This is a genomic window from Chitinophaga agrisoli, from assembly GCF_008386695.1.
GTDB lineage: Bacteria > Bacteroidota > Bacteroidia > Chitinophagales > Chitinophagaceae > Chitinophaga > Chitinophaga agrisoli.
On sequence record NZ_VUOC01000183.1, the window covers coordinates 1 to 309 of the forward strand.

Consider the following 309-nt stretch of genomic DNA (forward strand, 5'->3'; position numbering starts at 1 on the left):
GGGCCGTGTCGTAGAAACCGAAGTATGAGGCACGGTAGATGATGATACCTTGCACGGACACACCGAAACCTCTGTACAGACCGATCAGACCGTCGGACTTGAAGATCTTGCTGATGCAGTTTCCGAGACCGGAGAATTCACGCTGGCCATCTCCCTTACCGACATCGGCGGCGAGACGGGTACGTGCGAAGTCGAGGGGGTACACGAAGCACAGAGAGGTGGCTCCGGCGGCACCACCGGAGGCCAGATTACCAGCGAAGTAACGCCAGAACTGCGTCTTCTTGTCAACACCGCCGAGGAACACCTGCT

General features: G+C 57.9%; 1 protein-coding gene. It reads right to left on the minus strand.

Going from position 1 to position 309, the window contains the following annotated elements:
• Window positions 1-309, minus strand: a 309-nt coding sequence (locus F0L74_RS34890) for an MC/SLC25 family protein (RefSeq protein WP_188316300.1), incomplete at both ends; no start/stop codon positions are given.